Origin of the sequence: Parabacteroides sp. AM17-47, from assembly GCF_003434625.1 — a bacterium.
In the GTDB taxonomy this organism is placed as follows: Bacteria; Bacteroidota; Bacteroidia; order Bacteroidales; family Tannerellaceae; genus Parabacteroides; species Parabacteroides distasonis.
This window is the reverse complement of record NZ_QTLI01000011.1, coordinates 37,320-63,881: the sequence shown is the minus strand read 5'-3', so window position 1 is coordinate 63,881 and position 26,562 is coordinate 37,320. Positions and strand designations below refer to the sequence as shown.

Sequence of the window (26,562 nt, the reverse complement as noted above, 5' to 3'; positions counted from 1 at the left end):
GTGATTATTTATATGAGTTTATATCGATTAACTTAGGTTGTTGAGCCTCGTGCTTGTGCTCAGTTCCCTCATAAACGTACATGTTGTTCAACAACTTTGCACCCAGACGGTTCTTAGGCAACATACCTTTTACTACTTTACGGAACAGACGGTCGCCACCTTTCTTCAAAAGATCAGCCGGAGTATACTCGATCTGTCCACCGGGATATCCGGTATATCTCAAATAAATACGATCGTTCCACTTGTTACCAGTCAGAACGACTTTGTCTGCATTGATGATGATTACATTATCACCACAGTCAACGTGCGGAGTGAAATTGGGTTTGTACTTACCGCGCAAAAGCTTCGCTACTTTAGCGCAAAGGCGACCTAACGTCTGGCCTTCAGCATCAACAATGACCCACTCTTTGTTTACAGTTGCCTTGTTTGCAGAAATGGTCTTAAAACTTAAAGTATCCACTGCTTAAAAATTAAATTAATTAATAACTCAAAAAACTAGCCTTACCAACATTGTCACAACGGACACATGATGCAACAACGTGCTAAGAACTAAACTCTTAGTACAATTTGATAATAATCGGCTTGCAAAGGTACGGGTTTTATCCGAAATACCAAACAAATCTAATTATTTTTCAAGTTATTATGAAGATACTCATCACTTACGGAAGTAATACCCCAAAGAGAATGTCACGTTATTTTGATAAACGGAAGTCTCGCCGTCACGCTTCAAGGCACGGCGGTCTATCATGCCGCATAGGGAACTTACGGAAAAGAAAAAGTTACTATATTCTACCGATAGGCCGACATTCATGCCAAAGTCGCAAGGTTTCAAGTCCTTCTCATCGGACACGCCGAAATGGAGATCCGGATTGGTCTCCCGGCTCTTCATCTTGCCAAACAAGGACCAATCAAAGGTAGGACCGGCGAATACGGACAGATGAACGTCCGTGAAGGTAAATGTATAAGCCACATTCACGGGAATCTGCAAAGAGTAATACCAACATTTATTATGAAGCGCCATCCCATGTATATCCTGATTCGAATAATAAGCGCCACCTTGGTTCACGAACGCCACCTCAGGACGAAGCGACCATTTTTTATTCTTGCTCAAAGGAATATCCGCCAAACCCGCTATGCTGAAACCGAAGCGGGCTCCCGCCTCATACGTATCCTCCACCTTCTGGATCAACGAAGAATAAGCGCCTCCGGCACGTACGCCGAAAGAAACCTGAGCCATCGCCGGTAAAATCATCATCACGGCAATCAACAACAATCCGATCTTTCTCATAAACTTCCTCATTTGCTTTTCCTTCTAATAGTAAGCAAAGATATACATTTTTCAATAACATCTACATTTATCCTACTGAAACCTATAAGAAAGCGGTATAAAAAGCGCAGCTTTGCCATTTAAGCTTTAACGAATGGCACAACATGATACATCTTATCCCCATAAGATGTATCATCTTCAACAGAACTGTCTTGAAGCTGATTCCCCTACTGAGTAAAACCGGAATCTCCAAACCAATAAAGCCCCGACTGGACGAACCGGCCGGGGCTTATTCCTTTTCCGCCCTCGCTCCTCACGGAGGTAACGGCAGATGAACTTTAATTTATTACTTTAGTATTAATATTAATCCATTCCCGCCTGTTCGCCCTCACGGGGTACTTGAATCACTACAACTCCCGCAGGAATGATTTTCGATTTATGTTTTATCGTCATTATTCTTATTTAACGACTGCCTTAACAGCTTCCTCACCATCGACAGCTACCACGATGATGCCCGCAGGAGCGGCGATCGTAGCGTTATCGGATGTAAGAACCGTACTAGCCACAACCTTACCAAGAACGTTTGTGATTACCACGTTCTTACCAGCTGCGCCTTGGATCTCAACGGTACCGTTGCCAGCGATTACCTTAACGCCTTCTGCTGCGTCGGCGATAGACTCGTTGGATGTAGGAACACCTTCTACGATGTTGAACTTCAACGCACGAGACTTAGCGCTTGTCCATGTCAACTTGTCGTTAACAGCGTATAAATATCTAGCAGCCTCTGAGTTGCTCGTCAAAGAACGAACCACATACAAGTCATCAGTGTCATCAGCCAATACGATCTGAACCTTGAAACGATCCAAGCCACCTAACGTATTCACGTCATCAGCCTTAACCGCAATCTCTCTCATCTCGCCCTTGATATTTGTTGTCAAAGTATCACGGCTCTCATCGATCGTAGCGGCCTTGAAGATAGCTTTCGTTGTTTCCTCGGCCCATTGATATTTCTTGTCATACTTACCATCGGCTACATAATAGTTCACTGAGTCTTGAGCGTGGAACAAGAAGTTGTCGTTCTTAGAGATATAGAAGGAAGGAATAACAGCATCCTTATCCGTTACGTGCAAGTAGAATGCGGTAGCGTTCTGATTAACCAAGATACCCTCTTTATTCTCGTTCATGGACATATAGTTGCCTAACTCACCCTCGAATTGTACGTAACCTTCCTTAGCCGGATAGCTAACCTCAGGAGACTCAGCGATCAAGTAGGTTCTCAAAGCCCAATCATTATTTAAGTTATACGCATACAAACTATAGATATCCTCCGGTTGAGTATAGAACTGTACATATTTTCCGCTATTATCCTTATAGCTACGAACCGCTACCACGGATACGATATCCTCATCAAATACGCTAGAGTTATTCGGAACAGTCGTACCGATAACATCCACAGCGATCAAGGAAACAGAGCCATCCACATTCTGCTTGATGATAAACTTGTCAGCTTGAGAAAGATTATAAGTGTTATCCTTTTCTAATTGATTATCAGATTCAACATAGTTATAAGATGAATTTGCCAAAGAGAAGAAGGACTCTGTCTCTTGTCCGTCTACCACATAACGTAATTGGTAAGTATAAGCGTAAACAACGTCAGCCTTAGCCTTCACAGTCACATGATCGTCATCATTATAAACGAAACTACGCTCTACCACCTTCATCGGAGTGCTGCTCTTGATCAACTGCCATTGAGCGGCTTTGGATACTTCCGTAGCGAACTCGTTATAAGCATTCAAATGATATTGCTCCGGTGCTCCTGCATTCTCATAAACAGCAGCATAGAACTTATTAGAAGTCTCATAGCTATCACGAGCGAATGCCATCGTCATCAAAGACTTGTTGTCAACATTCAAGAACCCTGCGTAAGCGTCAACCTCCGCAACCTTCTCCAATTTGATTTTCAGTCTGTTCAACGGTTTGTTATAACGGGGATCGCTTGTCTCCTCGTTATAAGTATTCTCATCTACATATACGGCTTGAACATCGTCAAAGATAACACTTGTAGCGCCAACACCTAGCTCATATACGTTTTCCTCACCCTCTACCGGGAATAATTTAGCGGTGAAGTACTCGCGTGTCTCACGGTTCGTGAAGGTAACATCCTTACCGCTAACCTCCGTGATAACGAATTGATAAGCCGGATAAGCCAGATCAACCAATGTTTGAGCCTTGGCTGTCCACATGAACTCATCATTATAGACATAGCTAGGTGCTGTTCCTGTACGAACCTCTACCGTATTAACTGTCAAATACTTGCCATACAAACTCTCGGCATCGCCCTTCGTACCGCTCATGACACGGATATTATAGATAGCGGCCTTAGCCTCCGTGTTCAATAGATCGATACCGTCTTTAGCCAAAGAGCTGGACAACTTGAAGATAAACTGAGGAAGATTCGGAGCCGCAGTCTTCTGAGTAGCCAAATAGTTCTTATCGCCATGGCCCAAGATAGCCAATCTCATATCTGACACCTCCTCATGTTTCGCATCATTTGTTTTTGCCTTATAACGGAAAGTTCCTAAAGACAACGCATACGGATAATCAGACAAATTGTCTTTATTCACAGAGAAACAAGCGTTGAAAATAGATGTCTCCGTTCCTTGAGACTGCCAGCGAGCCTCTATATTGGCCGGATTCGTTTCTGTATAGAAATTAAAGTCGCTAACCTTTACAGTTGTCAGCTCAAAACCTTGACCAGCTCCGCGGTCACCAGTCGTAGCCTCAACTGTATTCGTAGAACTTACAGCGATAACCGTATGTTTGAACCACTCTTGGTACGTATTGTTTTTAGGCTTATCTCCCACGAAGAAGTACATACCATTCGGAATTGTCATCTGCACATAAGAAGGGATAGCCTTATCACCTAGGTCTACATTGATACCACCATTAGGCATATTCAAATGATAAGCTACGATCTTCTTGTCGCCGAACAAGTTCTCCTCAACGGCATCTTTGGTCTCGAAATTGAAGCCTGCCGTATTATACAGTGCGTTCAATTCGTCGGCATCCGTGAAATTCTCGAAACCAACCTTATAAAATTCAGGAGCGAATGTTCCTGTTGTTTGTACAGAAGATTTACTTATCAAAGTCCAACTTAAAACAACATTACCCGGCGCTGCTTTGTAAGCGAACATATTCGGATAAGTCACAGGAGTCCCTGTAGCCGCATACTCATCGTCTGCCTGAGAATCTGCTCCAAACACAAAGTTCGCGTTACCAGTCGTAGCTGCCGTATTCAATTCCACCGCATTACCAGCGGCATTGATGCGCAACACCTGACCTGTCAGCTCATTCGTGAATTTATAAGAAAAATCACCTCTTACACCTTCTGTCACTGATACAGTCCATACATAAGCCTTAACCGCAGCCTTATCCAAATCATCGGCTACACCATCTTTATTGATATCCGCAGAGGTAATATCGCAAACGTCTTCTTTCAAGAGTTTCGTACCTGCGTTCAACTCCGTGAAACCATATGCTTCACCGTTAGGATTCGTAATCACATAACGCGATCCATTCTCCAATTCTGTAGCTTGAGCTCCAAGTCCCAGTAAATCCTGGATGGTTGTCTGAGCGAAGGCACTACCGCACAACGACCCTGCCATCAACAGACCCGTCGTAAACAATGTAGAAATCTTTCTGTTCATAATTTAGAATTTAATATTAATAATAGTGTTAATTAAGTACTTAGCTACTTCTTTATGGTCTACTATCGTTAGAAAACGACTAGTCTAAACCATCGTTTAGATCTTGCGTTTTTCGAGAGGTACAAAGGGAAGTTTGTGGAAGGAAGAGCTTGTTTCGTAAAGGATAGGCTATCCTATTGATAAGAAAGCGAATAAGGGATGAAAAAAATAGCCCGGAAGGGTTGCAGAAGTCAAAGAAACGCGTACCTTTGCAAATGACTAATTAAAACGATCGTTTAAATCAATCATTTTTCTCTTTTATTATTTTAATGTACATGCGTACATTAGTAAATACACCATCCAATAATCAACAAAAGTAAGATCACCTTTTGCGATAGATCGGAATATTAGTTTCCTTTGTTCTAGCAAAATGACATTTTGTAAACAGAACTCCCTGAGATTCGCTTTTTCCAAGCATAAGTACAGTATAAAACGGCTTTTCACACAGAAAAACGCCATTCATAACTATCTTCCATCCGCTAGTTCGAGCACCTCACGAAAACCTCCTGTCACGATATACGGCTTATATCAAGCAAAATATCAATACAACATCTGTTTATATAACATATAGATTCTATAGAATCACACATATTATAACCTCATTATATCCTTCAGAAAACACGTACGTCTTTTTCCAAAAACATGTACGTGTTTCCGAAAAAAGACGTACGTGTTTTTTTAAAAGCAAAACAACCTCTCTCGTACTAAAAAATATTTCCTACCTTTATGCACTCATTTCAATATGCACCAGACTATACATTAATATATATGGAACCGTTTATTCATTTACACGTACATACCCAGTATTCCTTGCTGGACGGACAGGCATCCATCGACGCGTTGATCGACAAAGCGTACAAAGACGGAATGCGTGCGATCGCCGTAACAGACCATGGCGTTATGTTCGGTATCAAGGAGTTTTTCAATAAGGTTAGCAAAAAGAACAGTAAACCTCTCGGGATCATCAAGGACTCCGAGAAAGAACTAAAACCGCTGCTGACCAAGGATGCTCCAACCGATGAGGAACAACAAAGGATAACGGAACTACAAAAACAAATCGCCGAAGCGAAAGCTTCCATCTTCAAGCCGATCATCGGGTGCGAATGTTATTGCGCTCGCAACGGAAGGCATAGCAAGCTGGCCTCGCAAGACGACCGTAGCGGCTGGCACTTGATCGTTCTGGCCAAAAATAAGAACGGATACAAGAACCTGATCAAGATGGTATCCCTCTCATGGACGGAAGGATTCTACGGACGTCCGCGTATTGACAAGGAATTGTTGGAGAAATATCATAAGGATCTGATCATCTGCTCCGCCTGTTTAGGTGGAGAGATCCCACAGCATATCATGCACGGACGAATTGATAAGGCCGAGGAGTCTATCAAATGGTTCAAAAACTTATTCGGAGAAGACTATTACCTTGAGATGCAACGGCACGAGACACACGACCCCAACGCCGATTGCACGATTTTCCCGCATCAACAAGAGGTGAACAAGGTACTGATCGAACTTGCTCACAAACATAATATCAAGCTAATCGCCACCAACGACGTCCATTTCGTCAATGCCGACGACGCTGAGGCTCACGACCGCCTGATCTGCCTTAGTACCGGCAAAGACTTGGACGACCCCAAGCGTATGCGCTACTCCAAGCAAGAATGGATGAAGACAACCGCCGAGATGAACACCATCTTCGCCGATATCCCCGAAGCTTTGAGTAATACGCTCGAGATAGCCGACAAAATAGAATTCTACTCCATCGACAGCGGTCCTATCATGCCGACTTTCGCCATTCCCGAGGAGTTCGGTACCGAGGAGTCCTACCGTCAGAAATTAACAGAGCATGATTTATTTGAGGAATTCACCCGAGACGAGAACGGTAATGTCGTATTAAGCGAGGAAGAGGCGCACTCCAAAATCAAGAAATTAGGTGGATACGACAAACTATACCGCATCAAGCTGGAAGCCGACTATTTGGCGAAATTGACATACGATGGAGCCAAGGAGCTTTACGGAGACCCCTTGAACGATGAAGTAAAGGAGCGTCTGAACTTCGAGTTACATATCATGAAGACCATGGGTTTCCCCGGCTACTTCTTGATCGTGCAAGATTTCATCCGTGCCGCTCGTGAGGAACTCGGCGTATCCGTAGGACCGGGACGTGGTTCGGCCGCCGGATCTGCCGTAGCTTATTGCTTAGGGATCACCAAGATCGATCCGATCAAATATGACCTCCTGTTCGAGCGTTTCTTGAATCCGGACCGTATCTCCCTCCCCGATATCGATACCGACTTCGATGATGATGGCCGTGGCGAGGTCTTACGCTGGGTAACGGAGAAATACGGTGCCGAGCGTGTGGCTCATATCATTACTTATGGTACGATGGCTACCAAGTCCGCTATCAAGGATGTCGCCCGGGTACAGAAATTACCGTTATCCGAATCGAACCGGTTAGCCAAATTGGTTCCGGATAAGATCCCTGACATGAAGAAGTTCAAATTGGGCGACGCCATCAAGTATGTGCCGGAACTAAAAGAGGCGGCTAACGGAAATGATCCGCTGGCACGGGATACCTTGAAATACGCCCAGATGCTGGAAGGCAACGTCCGTAACACGGGTGTACACGCCTGCGGTGTCATTATCGGACGTTATGATATATCGGATGTCGTACCTGTCAGTACGGCGAAAGACAAGGATACCGGCGAGGAGATGCTGGTTACCCAATACGAGGGTTCCGTGATCGAGGAAACCGGATTGATCAAGATGGACTTCTTGGGCTTGAAGACCTTGTCCATCATCAAGGAAGCGATCGAGAACGTGAAACTGACTACCGGACATGATCTGGATATCGACCATATCAGTCTGGAGGACCCCAAGACTTATAAATTGTATTGCGACGGAAAGACAACCGGTACATTCCAGTTCGAGTCCGCCGGTATGCAAAAGTATTTGAAGGAGTTGCAACCTTCTAAATTCGAGGACTTGATCGCCATGAACGCCCTGTATCGCCCGGGTCCAATGGATTACATCCCTTCTTTTATCGCCCGTAAACAGGGTAAGGAAGAGATCAAGTACGACATTCCCGTCATGGAACGCTACCTAAAAGATACGTACGGTATTACGGTCTATCAGGAGCAGGTCATGCTTCTATCCCGTTTGCTCGCTAACTTCACGCGTGGTGAGAGTGATGCCTTACGTAAGGCGATGGGTAAGAAGTTGATCGAGAAGATGAACCATTTGAAGTCTAAATTTATGGCTGGTGGTCAAGCCAACGGCTATAAAGAGGAAACTTTAAACAAGATCTGGTCCGACTGGGAGAAGTTCGCCTCATACGCATTCAATAAGAGTCACGCTACTTGTTACTCATGGGTGGCTTATCAGACCGCTTACTTGAAAGCGAACTTCCCGTCCGAGTATATGGCCGCCGTCTTGAGCCGAAGCTTATCCAATATCACGGATATCACGAAGTTCATGGATGAATGTAAAGCGATGGGTATTCAAGTATTGGGACCGGACGTGAACGAGTCTATCTTGAAGTTCAGCGTAGATAAGAACAAGAACATCCGCTTCGGGCTAGGCGCCGTGAAAGGCGTAGGTGAGTCAGCCGTACAAAATATCATAGAGGAACGCAAGAAGAACGGCCCGTACAAGAGTATCTTCGATTTCGTAGAACGGGTGAACTTGACCGCTTGCAATAAGAAAAACATAGAGTCCATGGCTTTGGCCGGAGCGTTCGATAACTTCGGTATCCTGCGTGAGCAGTTCTTCACCGACAGTGGAAAAGGGGAATTGTTCTTGGATACCTTGGTTCGCTATGGTAACAAATACCAGATGGATAAGAGCACGGCAGTCAACTCTTTATTCGGTGGAGACGCCTTGATCGCCATCGCTAAACCGGAGATCCCGCAATGCGAGCGTTGGAGCGATCTCGAACGCCTAAATAAAGAGAAGGAGTTGGTCGGTATTTACCTATCCGCCCACCCGTTGGATGAATACCGTATCATATTAAAGTATGTATGTAATACCGGCATGGTAGAACTTAACGAGCGGGAAACCTTACAAGGCCGGGAGGTTTTATTAGGTGGTATCGTCACCGGTTTCCGGGAAGGAATGACCAAGAACGGAAAGCCTTACGGAATCTTGAAGATCGAGGATTTCACGGGTAGTGGCGAGATCCCTCTTTTCGGACAGGATTATATCGAATACAGCAAGTATGGTAAAATAGGGATGTATCTCTTGATCACAGCCCGTGTAGAGCCTAGCCGCTGGGACCCCAATAAACTGGACTTCAAGATTGGTACCGTCAACCTTTTGCAAGACGAGAAAGACAAGCTGATCGAGAAAATCAGTATCACGGTCCCGATCCATGATTTGGACGAGCCGACTATCAATGAGCTTTCGGTATTGATCAAGAACAATCCGGGCCATAGCCTGTTATATTTTAAGGTTGTCGATGGGGAACATAATATTTCCCTAAATCTCTTCTCCCAAAATATCCGCTTAAACGTGACCCGTGAGCTGGTAGACTTTTTACAGGAGAACGAGAATATCGATTTTAAAATTAATGGTTAAAGTTGTACGACGCTGAAAGAATTTGTACTTTTGGCGTCATAACAATCATTAGATTATAATTCATAATTAAATAATACGTAATTCAAAATGGCACTACAAATTACAGACGCTAATTTCGAGGAGTTGGTTAACTCCGGAAAGCCCATGGTTCTTGACTTTTGGGCAGAATGGTGTGGCCCTTGCCGCATGGTATCTCCTATCATTGATGAGTTGGCAACCGAATACGAAGGTCGTGTGACGATCGGTAAAATGAACGTTGACGAGAATGACGATGTAGTCGGACAATTCGGTATCCGCAACATCCCTACCGTTCTTTTCTTCAAAGACGGTAAGATGGTTGATAAAGTAGTAGGCGCTACGGCTAAGGATAAGTTCGTAGAAAAGATCGAGGCAATGCTTAAATAATTGAAAGTTGAGAATTGAGAATTGAAAATACCGAGGAATACGCTCTGTAACTTTCAATTCTCAATTTTTAATACCCCTAAGTATATGTCGCTTGCCCGGAGGACCGGGAAGACGGCTCATCTCAAAACCAGCCGCTTGCATACCTCTGCGTACCTCTCCTTTTGCGCAATAGGTTACGATCACTCCGCCCGGTGCGGTATGAGCATACAAACGATTATAGATTTCCTGATTCCACATCTCCGGTTGTTTCTCGGGCGCAAATGCGTCGAAATAGATCAAATCGATATCATCCGGTAGTTCACAGGCGTTACTATTTCCTTCTATTTTATGAAGTGTAAAGCGCTCTGAGATTGAAACGGGAGTATTCCACTCCGCCTCATGCAAGGCTAAGAATAACTCTTTTCTCTCCGGCCAGATCAGCTCCCCATAATTCAAGGCACGAATCGTATCTAAAGGAAGCGGGTATAACTCCACGGTATGATAATCAATATGATGTGCTTGAGATAGCTCGACATCCTTCAATGTCAAGAAGGCGTTCAGCCCTGTACCGAAGCCAACTTCCACGATTCGGATAAAGTCTTTCTCCTGCGCATGCAATCCCGCCTCAATAAATATATGTCTCGATTCCTGCAACGCCCCGTTCACGGAATGATAATGTTCATCCATCGCCGGAATATATAGCGTATGGCTTCCATCCGCCGTTATCTGTAATTCTTTCTCCATATGTATGCAAAGATAATACATACGAATCAGAATAATACTTATCTTTACCGCTATAAATATGATATAAGATATGGATAGACGCCATCTTTACTTCTTACTATTCTTATTATGTACCATACAAGCCGCTATCGGTCAACAGCGCTCCTTCTCTATCAAGGGAGTTGTAAAAGACGCATCGAGCGGACAGCCGATACCTTTCGCTAACGTAGTGGTATGGAACACGACGCAAGGGGCGGTCACCGATTCCACCGGATTATTCGAGATATCCGGCATATCACCCGGAAGCTATCGTCTCCAATCCTCCTTTCTGGGATATAAGCCATTCGTTACCGCCGAATTCAGACTAGCGAATAAAGATATATTCTTCCCGATCGAGCTAGAGGAAGCCAGCCAGAATCTGCAAGAGGTTAGCGTAGTAGCCTCTCCGTTCCGTAAAACCGCCGAAAGTCCGCTAGGACTCCGTGTAATCGGTTTCAAGGAGATAGAGAAAAGCGCGGGAGGAAACCGGGATATCTCCCGGGTAGTACAAACCTTTCCCGGAGTAGCGTCCACGGCAGCGTTTCGTAACGACTTGATGGTAAGAGGAGGAGGTCCCTCGGAAAACCGTTTCTTTTTGGATGGCGTAGAGATACCGAATATCAACCATTTCTCTACCCAAGGAGCCTCCGGAGGTCCGGTCGGTATTATCAATCCCGATTTTATCCGGGAGGTCAACTTTTATTCGGCCGCATTCCCCGCATCCAAGGGGAACGCTTTAAGTTCGATATTGGATTTTAAACTACAAGATGGAAATAAGGAAAAATTCTCATTGCGAGGAGTCCTAGGAGCCTCAGATATCGGTGTGTCCGCTAATGGACCGCTAGGAAAAAAGACCACTTACCAAGTGTCTGTTCGTCGTTCTTACCTTCAATTCCTTTTCGATATGATCGGCTTGCCGTTCTTACCTACTTTCACGGATGCCCAATTCAAGATTAAGCACTCCTTCAACCCCAAGAATGAGCTTACAGTTCTCGGATTAGGGGCAATCGATGATATGAAGCTGAATACAGGAATGGAAGACATGAGCGAGAAAAACCAATATATCCTCTCTTACTTGCCGGTCGTAAAACAAAAAACGTATACCCTTGGAGCGGTTTATAAACACTACGCCCGTAAAAATCTCTACTCGGTCATTATCAGCCGTAGCCAGACCAACAATAAGAATATTAAATACAAAGACAATGACGAAAGCAAGGAAGAGAATCTCTCCTTAAATTACCGTTCGGATGAGATCGAGAATAAGTTCCGAACGGAAAACACGTTCCGCTTACCATTCATTCAATTGAATGTCGGAGGAAACATCGAATACGCCCAATACACGAATGACACCTATCAAAAGCAATTTACCTCTATCCCCCGTACCATCGTATATCAAACAGACCTTGGCATATGGAAGTGGGGTATCTATGCCACGGCTATTTATGAGAGTTATAACGAGCGGTTTACCGCCTCTTTAGGTGTTCGTGCGGACGCAAACAATTATTCCTCGGATATGAATAATTTGTTAGATCAGTTATCTCCTCGCCTATCCTTATCCTACCGCTTGTCCGATCCGCTTTATATAAACGCGAATATCGGACGCTACTACGAGCTTCCTCCTTATACGACATTGGGATTCAAGGATAATGAAGGTAATTATGTAAACCGGACAAATCATTTAAGCTATATCCGAAGCGACCAAGCCGGATTAGGCTTGGAATACCGTCCTACCTCATACTTGAAATTCACGGCCGAAGGATTCTATAAACATTATGATCGTTATCCGATGTCCATACTCGACAGTATCCCACTCGCGTCGAAAGGTACGGACTATGGTGTCTTGGGAAATGAGGCCGTATCGTCTACCGCTACAGGGCGAGCTTATGGGCTTGAGATCATGGGACGTTGGTATAATTATAAAGGGCTTACTTTCATCGCGTCCTACACTTTGGTAAGAAGCGAATTCAAGGATGGGAGAAATATGGACACTTATCTTCCCTCGGCTTGGGACAATAAGCATCTGTTCACGTTTAGCGGGACTTATTCTTTACCCAAGAACTGGGACGTAGGCGCCAAGTTCCGGGTAGTAGGAGGCGCTCCCTATACGCCTTACGATGTAGAAAAGAGTAGTTATGTAGAAGCTTGGGACGCTAATAACGGGCTATACTATGATTACAGCCGGTTTAACAGCGAACGGCTCAAGCCATTCACGCAGTTAGATATCCGTATCGATAAAACATTTTACTTCAAAAAGATCATGCTTGGAGCCTATATCGACATCCAAAACATATTGAATTCCAAATACAAAGAGCAAGACGTATATATCAAAACGGGTAAAATTATCAACCCGGAAGCTCCCATATATGAACAACGGTACGAATTAAGACCGATAGAACGTCTTACAGGAACGCTTCTCCCAAGTATCGGAGTGATGATCGAGTTATAGATTTTAGGCGTAATAGATTCTTTTTATTTTGAATTTCAGCAATTAATCATAAATCTTTTCTATTTTTGTGGACTGTATGAACAAAAAATAGTACTTTAATCGCAAATAAGCACATGAATAGGTAGGTAAAGAATGACATTATTAAAATACTACATACGATTCGTACTCTTTATCGTGTTAAGTCTGGTCTTTTCTTTCCACTTATACGCTACAGATAATGCAGGCCCTATTTTAATCATTAGCTCCTACAATCCCGATACACGTAATACGACCGCCAATATTTCCGAGTTTATGGAGGAATATAAGCGGGGAGGTGGTATCTCGCCGGTGGTTATCGAGAACATGAACTGTAAGAGCCTCCCGGAAGCCCCCTTATGGGACGGTAAGATGAGAGGTATATTGGATAAATATAAGGAAAATAACACTCCTCAGCTTATCATAATCTTAGGTCAAGAGGCATGGGCTTCTTATATCTCCCAAGAATACAAGCCTGATATACCGGTTTTATGCGGTATGATCAGTAAGAATGCGATCTTATTACCCGACTCGGATTTAAATGTCGCCGAATGGGAGCCGAAATACATCGATATCCAAGAGTACGTAGATAAAGGTTTACACCTTGGCGGATTCTTGTATTCTTATGATGTAAAAGAAAACATCCGGTTAATACATAACCTATATCCTAAAACTCAAAATATAGCATTAATCACCGATAATACCTACGGTGGTTTAGCTATGCAGACCTTGGTAAAAAAGGAAATGGAAAATATCAAGGATCTGAACTTGATATTACTGGATGGAAGAAAGAATAATATCTACACCATTGTTGAGCAAATCAAGAACCTGCCGGATCAGACCGTGATATTGATTGGTACATGGCGTGTAGACGTGAACGACGGGTATTATGTTGGAAATGCCACGTATACCATGATGACCGCCAATCCCAGAATCCCGACATTCACATTGGCATCCGTCGGCATAGGGCACTGGGCCATCGGAGGTTTCAGTCCCAAATACAGGCCTATAGGTTCCGATTTGGCGAAAGAGGCTTTAAGTATATTGGAGAAGAAAATCGCCCCTAAAGATATCCATCCACAAATCATTCCCAATGGATATATGTTCGACGCTTCAAAGATCAAGGCTTTTGATATCAGCAGATTGTCATTGCCCCACGACGCTACTATTATCAACGAGGACCCGAGCCTATTCTCCAAATACAGGTTCGAGATCTTGCTAAGCGTAATCACCGTATTATTTATTTTCCTGATTATGATATTAATCTTCTTTATCCGGACCAATAAACTGAAAGATAAGTTATTGGATCTACAGAAGGATAATATACTAATCATGAATAATATCCAAGCTTCCATCTATTTCATCAAGCCGGATTATACCGTAAAATGGAGAAATGAGGTAGAGTTCCATGACTGTATCCCTGAATTCGGTCCGGCTAATTGCTTCTTGGTCAAGAACGGAGTAAAGCCTTATTGTACCCGTTGCACGGTCGCAAAGGCCATGGAAACCAAAAAGCAGGTCGATATCACGAATGAGTTCGGCGATGGAAAGTATCTTCATATTTTGGCGAACCCTGTATTAGACGAGCACGACAACCTTATCGGGGTTATTTTCAAGAAAGAAGATGTGACAAAACAAAAACAGGCGGAGAACGAACTGAGGAAAGCGAAAGAGAAAGCGGAAGAGTCCGATCGTTTGAAATCTGCGTTCTTGGCGAATATGAGTCATGAGATTCGAACGCCATTGAATGCGATCGTCGGTTTCTCCGGATTATTGGCCGTAACCGAGAATATGGAGGATAAAGAGGAATATATCAATATCATTAATAGCAACAACGACCTGCTATTGCAATTGATCAATGATATTCTCGATCTAGCCAAGATAGAGGCGGGTACGCTAGAATTCGTGGATTCAGACGTAGATGTCAATCAACTATTCTCCGATATCGAGCAGTCTTCCCGTTTGAAGGCGCAAGATGGTGTGCAGGTATGCTTTGTCGAGAAGATCCCGAATTGTATCTTACGCACCGACCGTAACCGGGTCTCCCAAGTCATTACGAACTTTATCAACAATGCCATCAAGTTCACGACTCAAGGTAGCATCCTGTTTGGCTACCGCCATAGAGATGATGAGTTGTATTTCTATGTAAAAGATACGGGATGCGGTATCGCCAAGGATAAGATCGGTCAAGTTTTCACCCGTTTCGTTAAGTTAAATAGCTTTGTGCAAGGAACGGGGCTGGGATTATCGATTTGCCAGATGATTATCAAGCGTCTGGGTGGAGATATAGGGGTGGAATCAGAGCAAGGGAAAGGTTCTACATTCTGGTTTACGTTGCCCTATTCGATACTAGAAATGCAGGAAGTCCCGCATGAGAAACCAAAAACCGAGAATGTACAGAAGAGCCAGTCATCCAAATCGGCAACCCTATTAATAGCGGAAGATAACGAAAGCAACTATACTTTATTCCAAGCCATGTTGAAAGATTATAACCTTATACACGCATGGAACGGGGAACAAGCGATCGATTTATTCAATAAATATCAACCGGACTTAATCCTAATGGACCTAAAAATGCCGATCGTAGACGGCTATGAGGCTACACGGGTAATTCGGGAAAAGAGCCAGTCCATCCCTATCATCGCCGTAACGGCTTTCGCTTTCGCAGAGGATGAGGAACGGGTAAAACAAAGTGGATTCTCCTCTTACATCGCTAAACCGATCAAGCCGGATAAGCTAATCGCATGTATTAATACTTATTTATAGAATCCGTTTGGTAACAATCGGAAAACGCAAGACGAAAGAGGAACCCTTCTCTACTTGAGAGTCGAGACTAATACTTCCTCCATGACGGTTCATGATCTGCCGGCAAAGACTTAATCCGATGCCGGAACCTTTAGATTTAGTCGTGAAGAAAGGTACGAAGACCTTGTCGATCGCCTCGGGAACAATTCCGCTACCATTATCAATCACCGAAATAATAACCATGCCGGCTTTTTGGACAGCCTCCACGACTATTTGAGGAGATAAGGACTCTTCACAAGCCTCTATCGCATTTTTCAATAGATTAATTAATACTTGTTCCACCATGATCCGATCCGCATATAAATTTAAATCTTCCGGTTTTACACGAAAGAAGAGGATGTCGGACTTCTCCGGAAATAGAAGCCGGATATCGTCAAAGAGAGCCGAAACCGAGAAGTTTCGTAAAGTAGGTAAAGGCAGACGGGTTAATTGCCGATAATTCTCGACAAAATCCAATAGCCCCTTACTTCTCCGGTGGATCGTTTGCATGGCTTGTACCATGATAGCGTAGTCTCTCTCATTCATGCCATTTATCGTCGCACGCTCGGCTACCGTCTCTGATAAAGAGATTACCGGAGCGATCGAGTTCATGATCTCATGCGTCAATACCCGGATAAGTTTCTGCCATGCCTCGGTTTCCGCCTCAGCGACCACCGAATTATACAATCGACTCCGTAAAGCTTCCAAGGCAGCGTTCATAGAAGAGGCCAAAGCCTTTTCGTCTTCCGTCATTGAATCGGAAGGATAAAACAGGCTCAGATCCCCGTAATGAATACTCTCTATCAGGTATTCCATCCGCTTAACAGTCTTTTGCTGATCCTTATATAAGAAAACCGAAAGCGCAAGAATACAAAATCCGAACAGCACGGGAATAAACAAAAACCCTTTCAGTATTAAGAATGAGGCAGTAAAAGACAAGACCACGATCCCCAAAATACGAGCGAACAACAAGTAACGTATCATAAGCCAAATTTCTCCAATTTACGATACAAGGTAAAGCGGGTAATCCCTAGAAGCTCGGCGGCACGAGTGATATTCCCCTCGGCACGACGTAAGGCACGTTCGATCGCTTCTTTCTCCAATACCGTCAAATTTAACTCATCGGATGGTTCCTTATCCCTAAGCGGGACAGAACGCAGAATAAAGTCTTCCGGCCTTAGCCAATTACTTTCAGACAAGATAACCGCCCGTTCAATCGCATGTTGCAGTTCACGTACATTACCGGGCCAAGCATAATTATGTAGCTTATTCTTCCCATCCCTGTTAATGCCCTTCAAGTCTTTCTTATATTTACGGGCATACTTCGACAAGAAATGTTCAGCCAATAAGATCACGTCATTTCCTCGTTCCCTCAAGGGAGGAATATGTAACTCGATCGTATTAATACGATATAAAAGATCTTGCCGGAAAGTACCTTCTGCCACGAGATGATGGATATTCGCGTTCGTTGCGCAGATCAACCGGATATCAATCGGTATGGGTTGCGTTGCTCCCAAGCGGGTTATCTGTCGTTTTTCCAAAGCGGTCAACAGTTTCGCTTGCATGGAAAGGCTTAAGTTCCCGATCTCATCCAAGAACAAGGTACCACCGGAAGCTACCTCCATTCGTCCCGGCTTTTCCTTACGGGCATCCGTAAAAGCCCCTTTCTCATAGCCGAATAATTCACTCTCGAAAAGTTGTTCCGGAATAGAGCCCACATCGATCCCGACGAAAAGATTCCCCGAACGCGGAGATTGATGATATAAGGCGCGGGCAACTAAATCTTTACCGGTTCCATTCTCCCCCAAGATTAATATATTGGCATCCGTATTCTTTAATTTATCGACCGTAGCGAAAATAGCCTGCATCGGTTCGCTTTCACCGATGATCTCGAAGCCAGCATCCTCGGGTGAACTAAGAATCTCAACTTGTTTCTTTAAATTTCGCACTTCCGCCCTACTCTCCCGAAGTTCCAATGCCGAAGAGAGTGTAGCGAGTAATTTCTCCTTTTCCCAAGGTTTCGGGATAAAGTCGGTAGCTCCTGCCTTAATCGCCCGCACGGCCTTATCCGTATCCGAATAGGCAGTCATAAAAAGAACCACCACGTCCGGGTCTATCTTCTTTATCTTCTCCAGCCAATAGAAACCCTCCTGACCACTAATAGCATCCCGTTTGAAGTTCATATCCAACAAGATAATATCCGGGATAAAAGTCCGCATGAAATGATCGATGCGCTCCGGTTGCGTAGCCACTCTTATTTGTTCCATATAGGGCTCCAGTAATAAATTAAGGGCAAAAAGGATGTCCTCATTATCATCTATAATTAATAGTTTTCCCTTTTTCATAAGCGCTGAACTAGTTTGTGATGCCTCAAAGGTAGGTATTAAATCAATGGAAGAAGCGTGCGTAATCGAACGATTATCGTGCACAGATGAACTGTTAAATTAATAGTCCGCAAAGAGGGTTAAGATTAAGTAAACGGTAAGACTATTTAAGCGAAAGAAAAAACGAGGAGAAAGAAGGAAGACTATCTTTGAACACAATTAACAATTCAGGCATTCATGAGACCACTATTGATTGGATTTTTCGTCTGTATAAATATACACTTAGGCTATGCGCAATGGACTGAGCAAGATTCGATCTGGCTAAAGGATGTATTAGCAGGCAAAGATTCCATCAAATTGAACCCTGAATTCCAAAAAGCAATCCAAAGCGGTTCTTTCCTCAACCCGGAACCAAGAAAACCGATGGGGAAACCTCAACTGGCCGCTCCCAGCAATATCCCTATCACCAAAGATTTCTCAGAATATATCCAACAAGACGATACGACACACCGAAAAGTAGCATTGAAGGATTTACCGCCATCGGTATTCTGGCGACATAATCCACCGTATAAAAAGATACTGCCTGTCTATCAATCTATCTTAGATGAATTGAAAAGGACTCCGTCCAGTGGTCGTACCTCACTAGCTACCTTCGATCTAGGAAGGATGACCAGCCGGAAAACATATGTCCATAAACGCAACGCAAAACGCAACGGAACTTGGCAAAACTACGGTAACCTCCCTACCCCAGATGTCATCTCTAAAAGGAAGAAATTCGAAAGACAACAGGCAGAGGCCGCAAAAAAGGACTCCTCATTGATGATCCAACCACCAATCGATTAGCTTACGGGCCAAGCTCAACTTACGGGGGATCTCCGGTAAGTTATCTTTGGTATAGAAGGCACCAGAACTTAGTTCCTCATCCTGCAACTTAATTTCCCCACTTACATAATCCGCTACAAAGCCTACCATCAAGCCACTCGGATAAGGCCAGGGTTGGTTTCCGAAATAAGTGATATTATCGACCTCTAAACCCGTTTCCTCACGGACCTCCCGACGCACACACTCTTCCAAGGTCTCGCCAACTTCTAAGAATCCGGCCACTAATCCATGGAAAGTTCCCCGGAAATTACGGGCATGTACCAAAAGAATCGAATCCTCCTTACGGATCAAGACGATCATCGCTGCTGAGATTGTCGGATAAATCTCATGTTTGCAAGAAGGACATTGCTTCATGATCGACGTAGTCTGTACGGTAGGAGTACCACATACCGGGCAGAAACGGCTATGGCTATCCCAATAAAGCAATTGAAAAGCCTTACCCGCCTTCTCGTAACACGCTCTCGAGATATAATCCCAAGAGGCACGCAACCCCATATGTACGTAACGGTCATTCCCCTCCACCGGAGTATCCAATTCTGCCGTACGTGCGGGAAGTCCATCCCGGTAATCAACCTCTAGCGTATGAGAAACCGGAACTGGGGGATTCTCGCCATAAGGGATGGTATACGTATCATTCTCTTTCTGAAGCAACAGTTGGTCTTTATAAAAAAGGAACCAATAACAGAGTCTATTTGAAGTTTCCATGCTGATATTTCCGAATTATCTTTCTGTATTTAAAACATCCGCGAACTTACGAATTAAAATCAAATAACGTGCGAAAGCGAACGTGCACCGTGCGAAGGCACACACAATCGTTTCTAAGCATTTTTCTATTATCTTATGATTAGCAGAACGTTACATCGATGGCACATTATTTGCATCTTTTCTAAAAAATGAATATATTTAAAACCTGTTACAATGAAACTAATGATTCGAAACTTACTTTATCTATTCAAGCGGTTTAAGACCGCCGTCGTGTTAAACCTCTTCGGCTTGACAATCGCTTTCGCCGCCTTCCTCCTGATAGTAATGCAGGTGGATTACGAGATGAATTACGATGCCATGCACAGTAAATCGGGCCGAACCTTCCGGCTAGAGGCAAATCACGGAGAATTCGAGCATAACGCCATCCATTGCCTAATGTTTAGCGATGCTTTTGTTAACTCATCCGCTCATATCACGGATTACTCCTACCGTTATCCATTCTACGGAGGAGAACGGTATTGCCAAATCGACGAGGTAGACGATCAAGGAGAAGCGAAAGTCTTTAAGGAAAACTTCCAGCTTTGTCTACCCAATATCTCAGATGTCTTTGATTTCCACATGAAAGAAGGTTCCGTCGAATGCCTATCCATTCCCGGCTCCGTACTCATTCCGGAGAGTGTCGCCAAAAGGCTGTTCGACAAACAATCCGCTATCGGTAAACGTATCCGGATGTCCGGCAGTAGTGGCTGGCAACCTGTAAGTACCACGATACTTACTATTGGGGGTGTCTATAAGGATTTCCCGGGAAATACTACAGTACAAAACCGTATTTACGTCCCGATGGACCAACTGGATCTATTAAAAAGTTCTTGGCAAATGTATGCCAACGAAATATACGTCACGCTAGACGATCCCCTAAATAAAGAGGAGGTATTGGATCATTTCAACAAGACTTTCGATTTCGCTAAAAGCCAAATGGGTTCAGCGCAAGAGATCGCATTACGTCTAACCCCCTTAAAGGATGTTTATTACACACATGATACAACTTTCGACTTTAATCCGAAAGGTCACCGGGAGACAAATTATGTGTTACTGGGTATCGCTTTCCTCATCTTATTCATCGCCGGAATCAATTTTACCAATCTCACAACCTCGTTGATTCCCTTACGATTGAAAACGATCAATACGCACCGGGTATTAGGATGCTCCATCTATAAGTTACGAGCCATCTCACTTATCGAATCGATCGTGATCTGCTTGATATCCTACATTCTCGCCTTATTCATCGTAAACGATTTGTCTTACACACCGATCGCTAATTGGGTAGATGCGGATATACGTCTTAGTCAATACAAAGCCCTGATCCTTCTCACAGCACTGATCGCTATCTTGACAGGTTGCTTGGCGGGACTTTATCCAGCTATACGAAGTACCTCCTATGCGCCAGCCTTGGTACTAAAGGGCTCTTTCGGTCTTAGTCCCAAAGGGAAAAAAGTACGTGTCGCCCTGATCGGTTTCCAATACACGGTATCGATCGCCTTGATTATTGTCACCTTATTCATGGGACTTCAGAACCATTTCATGACCTCTAGCGAGCAACTAGGATTCAATAAAGACCAAGTAGCCATCGTGAACCTGACACCGGAGATCTACGCCAAGCATAAGCCCCAATATATCCAGAAACTTAAAGATTATCCGGGAATAGAGGATGTGGCCTTCTCCGTCTACGAATTATCGAAAGAAGATGACATGATCGATCTCGAATATGCCCGTCATGAAGATAAGGATGTATTCTTCAAGGTATTCTATGCCTCCGAGAATTTCCTTTCCGTCATGGATATCCAAGTAGAGGAAGGAAGGGATTTTACACGGGAGGATTTAAACAAGGCACAAAGTGATTATATCATCAATCCGGCGGCAGAGCGGGATTTCCACTTACATCCCGGAGATCGTTTCAATGATCGTACGGTTCTAGGAGTCAGCAAGGATTTTCGGTTTAACTCTTGCCGGATCGCAAGCTCGCCTTTCGTATTCGCATTGAATAACGATATACCCAATCCTAAATTGGTATCCTATATCCGCTTCAATTCGAAAACGAATTTACAGGAAGCTGTCGCCCACGTCCGGGAAACATTGAAAGAGATCGATCCGACTTTCCCTTTCGAGATCTCTTTCTACAACACCATCTTAAACAATTTATATCAGAAAGAACAAACACTGGGTAAACTCATCTCCCTATTCGGAATAATGGCGATCTTGATCTCTATCGTAGGTGTATTCGGACTCGTGCTATTTGAGACGCAATACCGCCGGAAAGAGATCGGCATCCGCAAGATCAACGGAGCGACTACCGGACAGATTCTTTTGATGTTCAACAAGACTTATATCCAGATCGTCTCCGTTTGCTTCATCATCTCGATCCCAATAGCATGGATAGGAACACAACAGTGGCTAGAGAATTTCGCTTATAAAACACCACTCCATCTTTGGGTCTTCATCGTAGCTTTCCTAATCATTCTCTCGGTTACGATCGGTACCGTTACTTTCCGGAACTGGCAAGCGGCGAATGAGAATCCTGTGAACTCGGTGAAGTCTGAATAAACTCACTCGGAGTGATCCCGTAAATTTCTTTAAAGCAACGGGTAAAATAGTTCGGATCGGAGAAGCCGACCTGAGCAGCTACCTCCCCGATCGAATAAGCGTGCTGCCCCAATAACTCGGCGGCACGCTTTATACGTATATTACGGGTGAATGAGGAAGCGGAGCAACCGGTAGTAGACTTTAATTTCCGAAATAAGCTGGCACGGCTCATCGCCATCTCGGAACAGAAAAGCTCTACATCAAACTCCGGGTCCTGCAAATGAGCCAGAACGACCTTTGTCACTTTCGAAAGAAATTCCTTATCCGGATCGGCGATGGTTTGCTCCGGAGTACGCAAGTCGAACCGATCCCTGAAATATAACTTTAGTTGCTCACTACGTTTGAGCAGATTCTTGATCTTCGCTTTTAGGACAGCAAGACTGAACGGTTTAGGCAGATAATCATCCGCTCCGGCTCCATACCCTTCCAATTGTTGACGTTCTTCCGCTAAAGCAGTCAATAGGATAACCGGTATATGGGCCGTCCGTTCATCCATTTTCAAAGCCTCACAACATTCAATCCCATTCATGACCGGCATCATTACATCCGAGACAATCACGTCCGGTAGGATCTCCATGGCTTTCTCCAAGCCGACCTTTCCGTTTTTCGCTATCACGACCCGGTAATCCGTTTGAAAAGCATTCATCAAATAACGACATAGATCCTCATTATCCTCTACAAACAAAAGCGTTTGTCGTAGATTCTCCGGGACCGGGTTTGTTCCTTCCAATGGAACTGATTCCCGCAAAGATGCCTCTTCCATTTTAGGTTCCGAATACTCCAACCACTCCTCAGGATAAGCCTCTTCCGATATAGGCAAGGCAACCGTAAAAACAGAACCTTTCCCCAATTCACTCTCACATTGAATGGTTGCCTTATGTAACTCCAATAGCTCTTTTGTGTACGCAAGGCCGATCCCCGAACTCTCCGAGCGGCGAAACGCTATCGATTCCCCCTTATAATATTGATCAAAAATATACGGTAACGATTCGGGGGGAATGCCGATTCCACTATCCGTAATTCGTAAAGTCATGACCGCATCGGATGAGCTTTGCTCCAATAAAGCGGAAAAGCTTACCGAACCACCATCCGGCGTATACTTAAATGCGTTCGACAGTAAATTATATAGAACCTGCTCTAGGATATTCTTGTCAAAATAAGCGATTGAGATATCCGGGGCAATCGAATACGTAAACGCAATTTTATAGGAATCGGCCAAAGGAATAAAGGTTTCCGAAATCTCCTTTAAGAATCGACTGAGATCCGCACAAACAATATGCGGGGAAGGAACTCCCCGGGTCAATACCGATAAATCCAGTAATTCATTGACATGCCGAATCAAGCGATTGGTATTCCGGGAGATCGTACGCAAAGTTTCTTTATCTCCACAAGATTCTTCTGAACCGGAATGCCGTTCCAGATCCTCCGTCAATCCCTTGATTATCGTCAGAGGGGTACGAAGCTCATGAGAGACATTCATAAAGAAACGAGTTTTCAACGCATCTTTTTCCTCCAGTTCTTGCTTGGCCTGTTTCAACAGCCGTGTACGTTCTTGTATCTTACGCTCCAACTCGGCTTGGCGAAGCTGATACCAGCGCACCCGGCTCTTATAGGCGATATACAACAGTACGCATACAACCACGAATACCAGCAAAATAAACCACCACGTCCGCCACCAAGGAGGAAAGATCCTGACAGGTTCGGTAATGGGAGCGCTCCAATAGGAACCATTGCCGGAAGTTTCCACCCGAAACACATAGTTTCCCGGTGGTAGGCGGTTATATATAGCCGTACGATCGCTGGCGTCCACCTCCCGCCAATCCGTATCATATCCATCCAGACGATACCGGTATCGGATACTACGGGGATGAGAATAATCGAACGCGATAAAACCCACCTGTAAACCTTGCTTCTCACGTGAGTCTCCGATCGTGAGGTTCGTGATTCGCAGAGACTCAGGTATTTTTCTCAAACCGTCCGTTAACTGAACGGGATCAAAAGAAACGATCCCCTCATTACTGCCAAATACAAGTTCACCCGATTTGCGCTTACAGCAAGCGCCACCCATAAACTCATTCGATAATAAACCGTTTGCCGTCGTATAATTAACGATATGCCGGTTTTGTATATCCAAGCGACTCAGCCCTTTATTCGTGCTGACAAACAGGATGCCCGGCTCACCTTCACGGATTCCTCGTACGATATTTCCCGATAAGCCATCCTGTACCGTGAAATGATCAAATCGCCCGGTTCGCTTGTCGTATTGATCCAACCCCGCATTCGTACCGATCCACAAATAACCGGAAGAGTCCACAAACAGACAATGAATATGATTCGACGCAAGGGGATTCATCTCACCCGGTATATATCGATACGTGATAAGTGCTCTCGTCTTCGTATCCCACACCCGAAGCCGCCCCTCATCCGCTCCTCCCCAAAACCAAGATTCTTCGCTCACGCATAAGTTACATAACTCCGACAACGAGTTGATCGGATAATCATAAGAGACTTGGTAATCCGGTATAAAAGGGCGGATTCGGAAATCATCCAGATTCAACCGGTCCGGGTTGGCGTCTTGATAACTGATCCATAGGTTCCGCTCCGAATCCTCACGGATAGAACCTATAATCTTTCCGGATAAAGAGGACGGACTTTTTCGGGGTGAGAAGGTAAAACGCATATCTACCCGGGAAGTCTTATGGTTAATCCGATCTAATCCCCTAGAGGTCGCAACCCAAAGATTCAGGTCCGAATCCTCATAAACGGCTAGGATATGAAGAGAAGACAGATTCTCTTTTTCCGTGTATCCCAAGGTATATCGAAACAAGGAAGGTGTTAAATCCGCATGGCTCACCCCATACGTGGAATGCCCCGCCCACAGATGATCCGAGTCATCCAGAAACAAACAGGTAATCTGGTTACTGCTGATAGAATGTGCGTCTTCCGGCACGTTCCTCAACTGTCCCATTTTCCTCTCCTTCGGAGAATAATAAAAAAGACCTTGATTGAAACGGCTATCATCAAACCAGACCGTTCCGTCCTTACTCTCGAAGATGGATCGCACTTGGCATTCTCCCGTAGGTTCCAGATCCTCCGGCCGGTCAAAGAAATGCTCACATCGCAAGGCAAGCCGGTTCATCCGGCTAATCAAGCTTACCCCCTTATTATGTCCGATCCAGAAATCACCATCACCGGTCTCCAAGAATTGATATACCCGAGTATCCTCACGACCGACAGATTGGAAGATCTCTCGCTCTCCCATATCAAGCGAACGAAAAGCCCCTTCACGTCCCGTACCTAACCACATATAATCAAACCGGTCGATATAGATCGCGTTAACGCCATTCAAATTGCCGGCATTGATATCCTCCCGGTCATTTGTCCGTATCGTATAATCTTGAAAGTGGTTTGTTTCTTTGTCATACAAACTAAAACCAGCTAAAGTCCCTACCCAAAACGAATGATCCGGCGCCGAATACAAACAATTCACAGGAGACGACGAGACTACCGAACCCGCCGGCGAAAGGCGTACCAATTTCTTCTCTTTAGCATCATACTCCAACATCCCGTTCTCCGTACCTATAAAGATATGTCCCGGAACGGAGGCCGAGAAACAAGTAGGACTACCATACACACGTAACTGTTGTCGAAGCCATTCTTTCGTGAAATTCAAAAATGTATCCGAACCTCTGTCATAACGGCTAATCCCACCCGAGGAAAAAAAGATCCAGATACCTCCATCTGAATCCTCGAATAATTTATCGATAGAACTGCTTTGTATACTTTCCGGACAATCCGGTACGGGCAAGAATACTTTAAACGTATATCCATCGTAGCGGTTCAAGCCTTCAGTCGTCCCGACCCAGACATACCCGGTACGATCCTTCAAAATAGAGGTCACCGAAGAAGAAGAAAGCCCGCTATCCATTGTTATCCGGTCAAAAATAACGTTGGTAGCTTGCGCTCTCGTTATCATAAGTACAAACAGCAGTAAAAGGTATATTCTCATCCATTCATCTGATTAATGCCCCAAAT

14 protein-coding genes are annotated in these 26,562 nt (G+C 44.4%); 6 read left to right on the top strand and 8 right to left on the bottom strand.

Annotated features, from left to right (window positions below):
• Positions 1 to 4: 4 nt before the first annotated feature.
• From rplM to DW205_RS10465, 3 genes are all read right to left on the bottom strand, one after another.
• Positions 5 to 460 carry a 50S ribosomal protein L13 gene (rplM, locus tag DW205_RS10475; protein WP_005859486.1) on the bottom strand — a complete coding sequence of 152 codons (456 nt, stop codon included), beginning with the start codon at positions 458 to 460 and terminating at the stop codon, positions 5 to 7.
• Between the two features lie 195 nt (positions 461 to 655).
• The gene (locus DW205_RS10470) at positions 656 to 1,288 is read right to left on the bottom strand and encodes a porin family protein (RefSeq protein ID WP_008777864.1); all 633 of its coding nucleotides are present in this window, start codon (positions 1,286 to 1,288) and stop codon (positions 656 to 658) included.
• Positions 1,289 to 1,725: 437 nt separating this feature from the next.
• A complete protein-coding gene (locus DW205_RS10465; protein WP_005867531.1) occupies positions 1,726 to 4,974 on the bottom strand; it encodes a DUF6383 domain-containing protein in 3,249 nt (1,082 codons plus the stop codon).
• 807 nt (positions 4,975 to 5,781) lie between these two features.
• Here DW205_RS10465 and dnaE point away from each other — a divergent pair.
• Both dnaE and trxA read left to right on the top strand, forming a co-directional pair.
• Positions 5,782 to 9,585 carry a DNA polymerase III subunit alpha gene (gene dnaE, locus DW205_RS10460; RefSeq protein ID WP_008777863.1) on the top strand — a complete coding sequence of 1,268 codons (3,804 nt, stop codon included), beginning with the start codon at positions 5,782 to 5,784 and terminating at the stop codon, positions 9,583 to 9,585.
• An 87-nt stretch (positions 9,586 to 9,672) separates the two neighbouring features.
• Positions 9,673 to 9,990, top strand: coding sequence for a thioredoxin (gene trxA / locus DW205_RS10455; RefSeq protein WP_005867529.1), 318 nt, complete (start codon positions 9,673 to 9,675; stop codon positions 9,988 to 9,990).
• Between the two features lie 60 nt (positions 9,991 to 10,050).
• Here trxA and mnmD read toward each other — a convergent pair whose 3' ends face one another.
• Positions 10,051 to 10,713, bottom strand: a complete 663-nt coding sequence (mnmD, locus tag DW205_RS10450; protein WP_005867528.1) for a tRNA (5-methylaminomethyl-2-thiouridine)(34)-methyltransferase MnmD — start codon at positions 10,711 to 10,713, stop codon at positions 10,051 to 10,053.
• A 70-nt stretch (positions 10,714 to 10,783) separates the two neighbouring features.
• Between mnmD and DW205_RS10445 the strand changes: the two genes are divergently transcribed.
• Positions 10,784 to 13,177 (top strand): TonB-dependent receptor, encoded by a 2,394-nt coding sequence (locus DW205_RS10445; protein WP_005867527.1) that lies wholly within the window; start codon positions 10,784 to 10,786, stop codon positions 13,175 to 13,177.
• Positions 13,178 to 13,309: 132 nt separating this feature from the next.
• The gene (locus tag DW205_RS10440) at positions 13,310 to 15,958 is read left to right on the top strand and encodes an ATP-binding protein (RefSeq protein ID WP_005867525.1); all 2,649 of its coding nucleotides are present in this window, start codon (positions 13,310 to 13,312) and stop codon (positions 15,956 to 15,958) included.
• Here DW205_RS10440 and DW205_RS10435 read toward each other — a convergent pair.
• The gene (locus DW205_RS10435) at positions 15,953 to 16,960 is read right to left on the bottom strand and encodes a PAS domain-containing sensor histidine kinase (RefSeq protein ID WP_005867524.1); all 1,008 of its coding nucleotides are present in this window, start codon (positions 16,958 to 16,960) and stop codon (positions 15,953 to 15,955) included. The genes DW205_RS10440 and DW205_RS10435 overlap by 6 nt on opposite strands.
• On the bottom strand, positions 16,957 to 18,321 hold the full coding sequence (locus tag DW205_RS10430; RefSeq protein WP_005867523.1) for a sigma-54 dependent transcriptional regulator: 1,365 nt from the start codon (positions 18,319 to 18,321) through the stop codon (positions 16,957 to 16,959). The genes DW205_RS10435 and DW205_RS10430 overlap by 4 nt, the downstream gene beginning before the upstream one ends.
• Positions 18,322 to 18,537: 216 nt before the next feature.
• Between DW205_RS10430 and DW205_RS10425 the strand changes: the two genes are divergently transcribed.
• Positions 18,538 to 19,143, top strand: a complete 606-nt coding sequence (locus DW205_RS10425) for a DUF4858 domain-containing protein (protein ID WP_005867522.1) — start codon at positions 18,538 to 18,540, stop codon at positions 19,141 to 19,143.
• Here the strand turns inward: DW205_RS10425 and nudC are convergent.
• Positions 19,114 to 19,887, bottom strand: coding sequence for an NAD(+) diphosphatase (gene nudC / locus DW205_RS10420; RefSeq protein ID WP_005867521.1), 774 nt, complete (start codon positions 19,885 to 19,887; stop codon positions 19,114 to 19,116). The genes DW205_RS10425 and nudC overlap by 30 nt on opposite strands.
• A 213-nt stretch (positions 19,888 to 20,100) precedes the next feature.
• Here nudC and DW205_RS10415 point away from each other — a divergent pair, with 213 nt between their 5' ends.
• Positions 20,101 to 22,488: an ABC transporter permease gene (locus DW205_RS10415; protein ID WP_005867520.1), complete on the top strand. Its 2,388-nt coding sequence runs from the start codon at positions 20,101 to 20,103 to the stop codon at positions 22,486 to 22,488.
• Here DW205_RS10415 and DW205_RS10410 read toward each other — a convergent pair.
• Positions 22,427 to 26,536 carry a hybrid sensor histidine kinase/response regulator transcription factor gene (locus tag DW205_RS10410; protein WP_005867519.1) on the bottom strand — a complete coding sequence of 1,370 codons (4,110 nt, stop codon included), beginning with the start codon at positions 26,534 to 26,536 and terminating at the stop codon, positions 22,427 to 22,429. The two genes, DW205_RS10415 and DW205_RS10410, sit on opposite strands and share 62 nt — an antisense overlap.
• Positions 26,537 to 26,562 lie beyond the last annotated feature (26 nt).

Excerpts from the sequence above, each read along its gene's own strand:
- DW205_RS10430 (WP_005867523.1), bottom strand. The coding sequence starts at position 18,321 with ATGAAAAAGGGAAAACTATTAATTATAGATGATAATGAGGACATCCTT.
- mnmD (WP_005867528.1), bottom strand. The coding sequence starts at position 10,713 with ATGGAGAAAGAATTACAGATAACGGCGGATGGAAGCCATACGCTATAT.
- DW205_RS10415 (WP_005867520.1), top strand. The coding sequence starts at position 20,101 with ATGAAACTAATGATTCGAAACTTACTTTATCTATTCAAGCGGTTTAAG.
- nudC (WP_005867521.1), bottom strand. The coding sequence starts at position 19,887 with ATGGAAACTTCAAATAGACTCTGTTATTGGTTCCTTTTTTATAAAGAC.
- DW205_RS10445 (WP_005867527.1), top strand. The coding sequence starts at position 10,784 with ATGGATAGACGCCATCTTTACTTCTTACTATTCTTATTATGTACCATA.
- DW205_RS10470 (WP_008777864.1), bottom strand. The coding sequence starts at position 1,288 with ATGAGAAAGATCGGATTGTTGTTGATTGCCGTGATGATGATTTTACCG.
- dnaE (WP_008777863.1), top strand. The coding sequence starts at position 5,782 with ATGGAACCGTTTATTCATTTACACGTACATACCCAGTATTCCTTGCTG.
- DW205_RS10440 (WP_005867525.1), top strand. The coding sequence starts at position 13,310 with ATGACATTATTAAAATACTACATACGATTCGTACTCTTTATCGTGTTA.
- DW205_RS10435 (WP_005867524.1), bottom strand. The coding sequence starts at position 16,960 with ATGATACGTTACTTGTTGTTCGCTCGTATTTTGGGGATCGTGGTCTTG.
- DW205_RS10465 (WP_005867531.1), bottom strand. The coding sequence starts at position 4,974 with ATGAACAGAAAGATTTCTACATTGTTTACGACGGGTCTGTTGATGGCA.
- DW205_RS10425 (WP_005867522.1), top strand. The coding sequence starts at position 18,538 with ATGAGACCACTATTGATTGGATTTTTCGTCTGTATAAATATACACTTA.
- trxA (WP_005867529.1), top strand. The coding sequence starts at position 9,673 with ATGGCACTACAAATTACAGACGCTAATTTCGAGGAGTTGGTTAACTCC.
- DW205_RS10410 (WP_005867519.1), bottom strand. The coding sequence starts at position 26,536 with ATGAGAATATACCTTTTACTGCTGTTTGTACTTATGATAACGAGAGCG.